At 42.1% G+C, this 9,369-nt stretch carries 8 protein-coding genes; 1 reads left to right on the forward strand and 7 read right to left on the reverse strand.

The genetic code is table 11. The annotated features are described in order from the left end of the window. Together UF75_RS22825 and UF75_RS22830 are read right to left on the reverse strand one after the other, a co-directional pair. Positions 1-1,556, reverse strand: a 1,556-nt coding sequence (locus tag UF75_RS22825) for a prenyltransferase/squalene oxidase repeat-containing protein (protein ID WP_045576831.1), incomplete at its 3' end; no start/stop codon positions are given. A gap of 146 nt (positions 1,557-1,702) precedes the next feature. Beyond that, positions 1,703-2,155 carry an N-acetyltransferase gene (locus UF75_RS22830; protein ID WP_045576832.1) on the reverse strand — a complete coding sequence of 151 codons (453 nt, stop codon included), beginning with the start codon at positions 2,153-2,155 and terminating at the stop codon, positions 1,703-1,705. Between the two features lie 574 nt (positions 2,156-2,729). Here UF75_RS22830 and UF75_RS22835 point away from each other — a divergent pair. Beyond that, entirely contained in the window at positions 2,730-3,923 is a 1,194-nt protein-coding gene (locus UF75_RS22835; protein ID WP_242860395.1) for an ATP-binding protein, read from the forward strand. On the opposite strand, the gene UF75_RS22840 is transcribed toward UF75_RS22835, so the two are convergent. The 5 genes from UF75_RS22840 to guaB form a co-directional block, all read right to left on the reverse strand. After that, positions 3,901-5,148 (reverse strand): hypothetical protein, encoded by a 1,248-nt coding sequence (locus UF75_RS22840; RefSeq protein WP_045576834.1) that lies wholly within the window; start codon positions 5,146-5,148, stop codon positions 3,901-3,903. The genes UF75_RS22835 and UF75_RS22840 overlap by 23 nt on opposite strands. Before the next feature lie 56 nt (positions 5,149-5,204). Beyond that, complete coding sequence (locus UF75_RS22845) at positions 5,205-6,296, reverse strand: P1 family peptidase (protein WP_045576835.1); 1,092 nt, start codon at positions 6,294-6,296, stop codon at positions 5,205-5,207. Between the two features lie 55 nt (positions 6,297-6,351). Continuing rightward, the gene (locus tag UF75_RS22850) at positions 6,352-6,933 is read right to left on the reverse strand and encodes a TetR/AcrR family transcriptional regulator (RefSeq protein WP_045576836.1); all 582 of its coding nucleotides are present in this window, start codon (positions 6,931-6,933) and stop codon (positions 6,352-6,354) included. 165 nt (positions 6,934-7,098) lie between these two features. Beyond that, a complete protein-coding gene (locus UF75_RS22855) occupies positions 7,099-7,527 on the reverse strand; it encodes a hypothetical protein (protein WP_242860396.1) in 429 nt (142 codons plus the stop codon). 56 nt (positions 7,528-7,583) lie between these two features. Next, positions 7,584-9,038, reverse strand: a complete 1,455-nt coding sequence (guaB, locus tag UF75_RS22860) for an IMP dehydrogenase (RefSeq protein WP_045576838.1) — start codon at positions 9,036-9,038, stop codon at positions 7,584-7,586. Between the last annotated feature and the right edge of the window lie 331 nt (positions 9,039-9,369).

The following is a 9,369-nucleotide window of genomic DNA, read 5'->3' on the forward strand; positions in this document are numbered from 1 at the left end:
GGTTGAAAGCGTTGCAAAGCGCGAATGGCTGTCAGAGCAGTTGATAACGGTTCTTCGTAATTCCAGCCCTTTGCATAGACTCCTTGATAAGAGGGTTCAAAAGAACCATTCGTGTTTTGAGCTGAAAGAAGGTTCACAATTCCTTTTTTCAGGACCTCCTTAGCAGTGTTTGAATATCTCAATAGCCCTGAAATAGCCAAACTAGTCTCCACGACTGAACCCCAACCTCCATCGGAAAACTGAGCATTCAAAAGAAAGATTTGTCCCTTTTTCCTTGCCATTAGGATATTGCGAGCCGTGTTCCATCGTTCCCATCGAAACTTCCACTTACTGAGTAATTCTAAGGCTTGAGCTGTACTATATACTGTCCCCTCGAACCAAATAGCCGGAAATCCACCTTGGTCATCTTGCTGCTTTAAAACCCAATTTAAACCCCGCCAAATTTGTTCATCTTGGAATCGTGAACTACGCCATAATGCCTCTAGAACATGAATAGTTACGTCAACACTTGGAATATAAACTGGATGCTCTGACGTAACCTGAGGAGGTATCCCTTGAAAGCTGGGAAATGTTCCCCAACTTCCATCTTCATTTTGTAAGCGCTTCAACAGCTGCACTCCCAACTGATTCTGTCCTCCCAATACCTGATGCAAACCAATTAATGCGACTGCTGTATCGTCCAAGTCCGGGTGGGTAAAAGGTGGAGTACTTCCATAACTACCATCTTCATTCTGACCCATTTTAAGCCAATCGATTGCTTGATTTAGCCATCGGATATCTGAAGGTTTTTGAGTTGTCTCTGAATATACGCTTAAGGCCCATCCAATAGCCCATATCTTGAGTTGATCAAAGGCGGGCCACCCACCACTTGAATACTGTTTGGAAACCAACCACTGGGCAGCCCTTTGGGAGAGTTCGATATGGACACCCTTACTCATGAGTGCAAGTATTCCCATGCTCGTTGCGATAATATCCTCTGCCCAAGAACCGTCTGACATTTGCGTATTCTGGAGATATTGAAGACCTTTCTGTATTCCCTCTTGAGAGTTGGAGGCAAGCAGTGACGCAGCCACAACAACTGGCCGACCATAGAGTGGTAACTTGGCTAAAATCCTATCTTCGAGAATCGTCGGTAGTAATATTTCTTCCGGGGCAGGCCCCTCTAGTCCCGGAACTACCCTTTGTCCTAACGATAGAATCACATTAGAGAATCGTCGCACTTGAGTCAAAAGTTTAAGTTTTGCTTTCCACCCTCCTTGACTTCCCCTAAGAACCATTCCGACAATTCTCGTTATCTCCTCATCTGGCTTGGCACCTGGATACTTCCCCCAACCACCTAGATAATGCTGTTTTAACCATTGGATTCCTTTCTGATGAGAGAGCTCGTATCCTCGCCCGACTGCCAACAGAGCTAAAGAGGCAAGTGCCGTAGCCCCAGGACTTGAAGATACACCATGAGCTTCATCAAGATTTCCAGATAAGATTTGTGTTAGTCCCTCTGAGACAAAATTCCGTGACTGGTCAAGCCCTCTCTGGACTTCTCTATATAATTCCATAGAACTCTCTCCGCTTCATTTTTCACATATCTTAATATGGTCTATGTTAAAAAGAGGGAAATTGTTCCATAAACATAAATCACCAAGTCTCACGACTCGGTGATTTATGTAGTAATCTAATTTAATTAGAGCAAGGCTCCTGTTCCTTATAAAGTGCGACTTACAGCTATCTCATCACAATTAGGGAATTTTATACAGTTGATGCATTCTGTCCATACTTTTTGAGGCATTTGGTCTTTGCTGACTTCTTCGTAGCCACAGTATTTAAAAAATTGAGGCTGATAGGTTAAAGCAAAAAGTTTCGAACAACCCAATTCTCTCGCTTCTTCTTCAAGGGTTCTCACAATCTGGGTTCCGATTCCTCTTCTTTTGTAGCCATTTGCAACGGCTAACGCTCGTATTTCCGCCAAATCACTCCAAAGGATATGAAGGGACGCAACCCCAATCAATTGTCCATCCTCTTCAGCAAGCAAGAATTCGCGAATGTTTTCATAAAGCATATTTCTTGATCTTGGAAGCATGAGTCCTTGTTCAGCGTTGCTATTAATTAATAACATCATTTCTTCAACATCCGCTATTCGTGCCTTACGCAAGTTCATTTGTAATACTCCTTTTGTCGTTTTGCATAATTATACAATAAATATTATATAGTTGCATGTATTTTTTAGATGCCGAAGCTTTCATTCGGTTCAGAATCTTCACTCCTATTTACCTAGACTCGCTGATTAGTCAGGGGCTAAATTAATAAACCTGCTCTACAGGATAGTTACAGCTGATTTGTCGGATTTTAGAGATAAATTTTTATTTTAAACTCTGTAAATTTGAGTGTTTAAGCCTATTATTACACTGTTTACCTTTTATAATATCTCCTTTTTTTTACATTATTTTACGATTATATATGATAAACTATGATAGTGTGTTTCCGACAGTCTTCCGAAAGGAGAAAAAAATGTGATTTCCCTAAAAATACGGTTCCGTTCTCTCTTTAAACAAAGTATTTTCATTGTCTTAACTGCTTTCTTGATTATAGCTATAATTTTCGTTAATGTCTCACCAATTTTTCGCCCTATCCACATTATACTTCTATTCATTGCGTTTTTCACACTCATTATTTGGTTCGAACTTTGGTTCAGCAGCTGGGGCAAAGTCTGGATCCTCAGCATTACCTTGCTTATGGTTAGTACGCGATTCTATTCCATCTTTCCTTCTGGCCCACTACTCATCGTGCATCTCATATTTCTGCTCGCCATCATTATTCTCTTTAACTGGAAGGAGACTCGTGAACGCGCACGACATCAAAATCACATCAACACCATGAGGGCCCTACTTTGGCAAAATCCCCCTTTAATAAAAACCGTTGACTATAGTTATGAAGCTATTATTTTATTAGATAAGACAGGAGAAATTATCGAATCAAATCCTCGTTCAACCTACCTATTAGGCTTAACAAAATCCTCTCTTGTTGGCCAACCGATCTCTAAAGTATTAGGTATCTTAAATAATTTTCAGCCAAATAAGCTACCTGAAGTGGGTGAATTCTGTTGGAAAACCCCGAAACGGGAAACTAAGTACTTGCGCTTCCAAACTCGACCTTTGCTAAACCACAATATTCCTGCGGGAACACTCTTAACACTTTTCGATATTAGTGAAGAAAAGAAGTGTTCGGAAGCCTATGTACAAATAGCTAAATTCTCCATTATTAACGAAGTTTCAGCTGGCTTAGCGCATGAAATTCGCAACCCCTTGACAACCATTAAAGGGTTTATGCAGTTGATTACACCTGAGCAATGGCCCGAGTCCTATCGTCCGTATCAACAACTCGTGCTCGATGAAATTTATACTATTGAACAAGTCTTAAGTAAATTTCTCCTCATTGCAAGCCCATCGGCACCTCAAATCGAACTACTCAGCCTTGCAGAAACCATTCATGCAACAACTCAATTAATTCAACCCTTGAGAGATAGAAAAGCAGTTACCATAGTTCTTGAACTCTCCTCTAATGCTGTCTATATAATGGGAGACCCTGAGCAACTTCTCCAGGCTCTTCTATCTATTCTAAAAAATGCAATTGAAGCTTCCCCCCAAGGAGGAAGCGTCATCATTCGTCTTACAGATCATGAATCTCATGTAAGAATCAGTGTTATTGATAACGGACCGGGTATTCCGGAAAACTTACGTAATAGGGTTCTTGATCCCTTCTTTTCCACCCATAAGGAAGGAACTGGACTAGGGTTAACCATTGCTCAGCAAATTATACTTGCCCATCATGGTATGCTACACATTTGCGATTCTATAGGAACGAATGGAACTGAAGTATTGATCGATTTTCCTAGTCTAGCAACCATTACGAGTAACCTTTCTGCATAAATGAATTATTTATGAGAGTACTCTGGCAATTTAATTCATATATTCCTTTTTCCTGCCAATTTTCCGGTAATGTCCAGATAGGAAATTTATCGACATCGCTTAACCAACAGTACCAGCGCCGAAGTTCCTCTTGCTTGCCTAGAGCTGTCAACCAATGAACTCGACCATCCCAAACTAGAGAATTGCCTTGGTCATTTTTGGCATAGGCTAAAAGCGTGCTTTTTTCTAATACACTCGCTAGAAGAATGCTTTGAGCAGCTTTAGTCAGCGGTTTCTCAAAAATTGGACATACAACACTTAACTGCCCATTCCCTTGAAAATAATACCATCCTTCCAATTCCATCACTGAGCTTTCGCCACGCTCCTTAGGAAGCCAAGGCCATGACCATTGCGCCCCCCATAGTGACTTTAAGATCCCATCTCCCTGATGAAGTAACAAAGCCAGCAGCTCCTGAGTACGAAGTTTACCCGCTTGCTCTAAAGATTCTAGGTAGTCAAGAATGCATAAAATAGCAGTGCAAAATTCAGGATTAAGTGACCCAGAAGAATCTACCCAGCCTTGTTTTTGCCACTTGACCATCTGTTCTCCTTTCTTTAACCACTTCACTTTGGTATTAAGTTCAAATTTCTTCCCTTTACGTCGCATTTCGGCAATCTCAAAGTAACCCCAGAGAAAACTGATACTCTGAGTTTTAATTTCAATACGAACCTTTCGTTTTGCTAAATTACTAAAAAATGAATTTACAGTCGTCAATTGTTGACGTACTACAGGATTTAAACCCGCTCCCCAGCGTTTCCAATCTGGACGTTCCTCTCCCAGAGAGTAACGCAACTGGTTGCTGGGTTGTTTCTCGGGAATGGGGTATAAACTGGGTGTGAGTTTTTCACGCCAGTAAACGGCCCTCGCAAAAATTGTCCCCCCGATTTTGGCAAGCCCGGTTAAAAATGACGTTGAAAAATTAGGGGCTACATAATATATTACAGTTTTCGCCCCATTACTGAGGCGATTTCCCCATAGTAACCCGGCAAGAAGAAATTCCGCTTCATTAGGAACCGAAGAACTTGCGATAATCCCAACTCGTAAAGTCGTTTCGCCGCCCATAAAATAAGCAAATTGCATTGGGAGACGACTTGCTTTTTTTTTGTCGTCTGTATACTCCTTCCAGTTTCTCACAACAAATACATCTGGATGAGCTTCCCAGACCAAATTCCAGGTAATACCCACAATGAACCTCCCTTAGGTTTTCTCCTCTAAGGATGTTTACGCGCTAAGTGGGAAGATCATGACAAATTATGTGAAAAGCCTCCCTTCCAATTTCGCACAATCTGTAACGTTTTTCTAATTGGCAAGGCAAGGCGAATATTTCTATCTCTCCCTTCCATGGTTTGGGCGAAAAAAAGAGCATTCCAAATGCTTTCTGCCGTGGATTCCACCACAGCTCTGAAGAACTCATCTAATGCCCAGTCGGATAAAGACTGATTCGTGTTGTGTTCATTGACATCAGTGCTAACCATTAAGCAAAAATCGCCACTTCCAGTTCTTGAAATAGAACCAGTACGGGCTATTCCTAAACTAGCCCGACGGGCAAGTTGTTTCAATTGCCAGCGCGATAAGGGTGCATTTGTGATCCCAATTAAAACCAACGATCCCGGGACATATCCCATAGCTGGCAGAGAAAGAAATTTTCCAACTGGAACACCCGCTAAGAGGAAATCTTCGAGAACTCCAAAATTCGCCAGAGCAAGCATCCCCACAATATAGCTATGCCCGCTTTGCTCTAGAACAAGGCGTGAGGAACTTCCAATTCCTCCTTTCAATTGAAAACAGGACATTCCAACTCCAGCGCCGACATTTCCCTGTTCAATGGGTCCTTTTGCAGCACGTTGAAGTGCAAGGATTGCATCCCATGGTTTGACATGGCGCCCACGAATATCATTAAGATATGAATCATCGCATTCCATGACAACTACATTGGGTGTTCGCGCATCATTTCCGATCTCAGGGTATTTCTTCAGTAAATACGTGATCACTCCACTGCCCACGTCATTAACGCTCAGAGTATTTGTCAATAAAATGGGAGAATTAAGGAGCCCCATCTCTTGAATAAACGGAACACCGATCGACTTCCCATAGCCATTTATTACCTCGATTCCCGCCTTACAGGGCTGATGATAAAGGTTAGCACGAGGTAGGATAGCAGTCACACCTGTCCTAACCGGACCCCTTCCGTTAGAATCTAAGGGACCAACTCCACGGACTAAGGACACACTCCCCACCAAGACACCTGGCACATCCGATATATCATTGTGAGGACCAACTGCCATCTGTCCCATCCATAGCCCGAGACTTCTCGGTGAGTATCGTGTAACCATTAAAAATCCCTCCGCTGTTACCTTATGAGTAACAACAGAGGGATATGAATGTTATTCACGCCTCCTGTTTCTTTTCCGAAAGCCCGTCTAAAAAAACCAGGAGTGCATGATTTAATTCCTCGTGTAAATCGCCTATACCTGAAACAAACCAACGAATAAAATGCTGAACCATCATACCTTCTAGACTTTCTGCTAAAAAAGCAGGATCGAATTCTCCACTGATTTCGCAGTTTTGTTGTCCGACCGTTATAATTGCCATCAGCGCATAATGTAAACTCAAATCATAATTTGCTCCTTCACGATTTCGCACAGTAACCCAAGCAATTTCACGGTCTTTTATCATGAACTCTGCCCAATCGTATAAAAGGTTCCCTAATCGTTGGCGAGTGGACATGCTCGGTTGTTGGCGACCCTTGTCGACAAGATCTTGCCAAGAACGACGAGAAAACTCCAACACAACTGCTTCTTTCGTAGAAAAGTAATTATAGAATGTACCCTTTCCAACATCGGCTCGCTGCGTAATCTGATCGACTGAGGTAGCCGTAAAACCATTCAAGCGGAAAAGTTGCATAGCATTAGAGAAAATTCTTTCACGAGTCTCTTTTTTCTTACGCTCTCTACGAGACATTTCCGTCACCATAAATCCCCCTTCATATCAATGTTAGCAGGTGAATGAGCTTTTATAGTCATTCTCCATCTACCATATATTTCCTTCTTGTAAAGGGGGTATAATGAATCTTTTTTATAAATTCTTTTTCTTTGACTGAAGAAAGGTTAAATACACTCACCAAACACATGTATATCAATCCTCTGATTGGGACCGCCTTCCCATATACATTCCGACCTTAAGAACCATGAAAAGGCTAAAAAAATCAAGGATAACCATGAGCCAACTTTCGATGGGGATCTCTAGCACACTAGCCATTACATACGATAAAAGATTAAAGATAAAGGCCGTGAGGTATGCTGTGCGCCAATACTCAGCCTGATGACGATAGCCCACCAAAAAACCAAGTGGGTAAAAAAGGGCAAAATTAAAAGCAACTTGATTGATTACACCACCCGCAACAAAAAACTGGCCCCAAAAAATATAGAGCAAGCTTAATAGAAGCAGATAGCGCCAAAATACTGAGTTCATGTGTACCGCTACCTCCATCAAGCCAATAAAGAGAGAGAGAGTCACCCTCTCTCCCAAAGCTTCTCTATTCAATGCTAAAAACATAATATTCATAGTCTCTGATATAAAGCTATCTTAAGTGGAGTTTAACTCCACTCGAAGTTTGTTAATCAGCTATAATTTGGAGCTTCCTTAGTAATTGTCACATCATGTGGATGACTTTCACGAAGTCCCGCCGCTGTTATACGAATAAACTTCGTCTGGGTTCTGAGAGCCTCTACATCGGAAGTACCGCAATAACCCATCCCAGCACGCAGCCCCCCGATCATTTGATAGATCGTTTCTGAAACTGGTCCTTTAAAGGGGACACGACCTTCAATGCCCTCTGGAACGAGTTTTTGATTATTTTCTTGAAAATATCGATCCCTGCTACCTTCTTTCATAGCACCGATCGAGCCCATCCCACGGTAAACTTTGAAACTACGTCCCTGATAGATTTCTAAATCCCCCGGGCTCTCTTCCGTGCCAGCAAAAAGACTTCCAATCATAACGATTCGAGCCCCTGCTGCCAAGGCCTTTACGATATCACCAGAGAACTTAATTCCTCCGTCTGCGATCACAGGAATACCATATTTATCAGCTTCTTCTGCACAATCCATAACCGCTGTAATTTGAGGTACCCCGATTCCAGCCACCACTCGAGTCGTACAGATCGATCCTGGACCGATCCCAACTTTAATAGCATCCGCGCCAGCTTCAATGAGTTCTCGAGTAGCCTCAGCCGTTGCAACGTTCCCAGCAATCAACTGAGTCGTCGGAAAACGCTCCTTTAAGACCCGCACTGCCTCGATGACCCCTACAGAGTGTCCATGAGCTGTATCAAGAACAAGAACATCGACTCGAGCATTCACTAACGCCTCAGCTCGCAGCAAGGTATCAGAAGTGACTCCGATGGCTGCCCCTACCCTTAAACGACCACTTTCATCCTTGGCCGAATTCGGATACTGCCGTCCCTTTTCAATATCCTTAATCGTAATAAGTCCCTTAAGCATCCCCTCTGAATCCACAAGAGGTAATTTCTCAATTTTGTGTTGTCCTAATATTTCTTGGGCATGCTCCAAGGTTGTCCCGACAGGTGCTGTCACCAAATTAGTTTTGGTCATCACTTCAGAAATTAGACGATTATAGTTTTTCTCAAAGCGCAAATCACGATTTGTTAGGATTCCAACCAGTTTTCCATCGACAGTAATAGGAACCCCGGAGATTCGATAACGCTCCATCAATTTTAAAGCTTCCATAACACTGTCGCTGGGATGTAAAAAGATCGGATCCGTGATAACCCCATGTTCAGATCGTTTAACCTTATCTACTTCTAAGGCTTGCTGCTCGATGCTCATATTCTTATGAATAATCCCAATTCCGCCTTCTCTGGCAACGGAGATCGCCATCCGGGAATCTGTTACAGTGTCCATACCAGCACTCATAAGCGGGATATTTAGTTTAATCGTTTTCGTCAAGTAAGTGCTAACATCGACATCCCGAGGTAGAACCTCAGATTTGGCCGGAACAATGAGAACATCATCAAAGGTTAGTGCTGCATGATTGATTATACGATTGGACTGCATGATTAGCTCCCTTCCCGATAGTTTTCTAATTAGTATATCAGATATATCAAAAAAAGAATATATAATTTAAACCTTAAATCTTTATTGAAGATTGATCAATCAATAAAGAGGGCCTTACACTCCAATAGAGTGTGATGCCCTCTGATAGATTTCCCTAATCTCAATAAACTATTCCATACAGCTTGCAAAAGAGGAATCCGTTCCTTATGATGAAAGGGAGAATGGAGGAATCTCAAAATGGTTTACCGTGTACTTCAATTTGCTCATGCACTATTTCCCAAGATTTAATTCCAAGGATATTAAATGGCCGTGAAACAGTTATCTTCTGAGG

Source organism: Desulfosporosinus sp. I2 (assembly GCF_000960765.1).
Classification (GTDB): Bacteria; Bacillota; Desulfitobacteriia; order Desulfitobacteriales; family Desulfitobacteriaceae; genus Desulfosporosinus.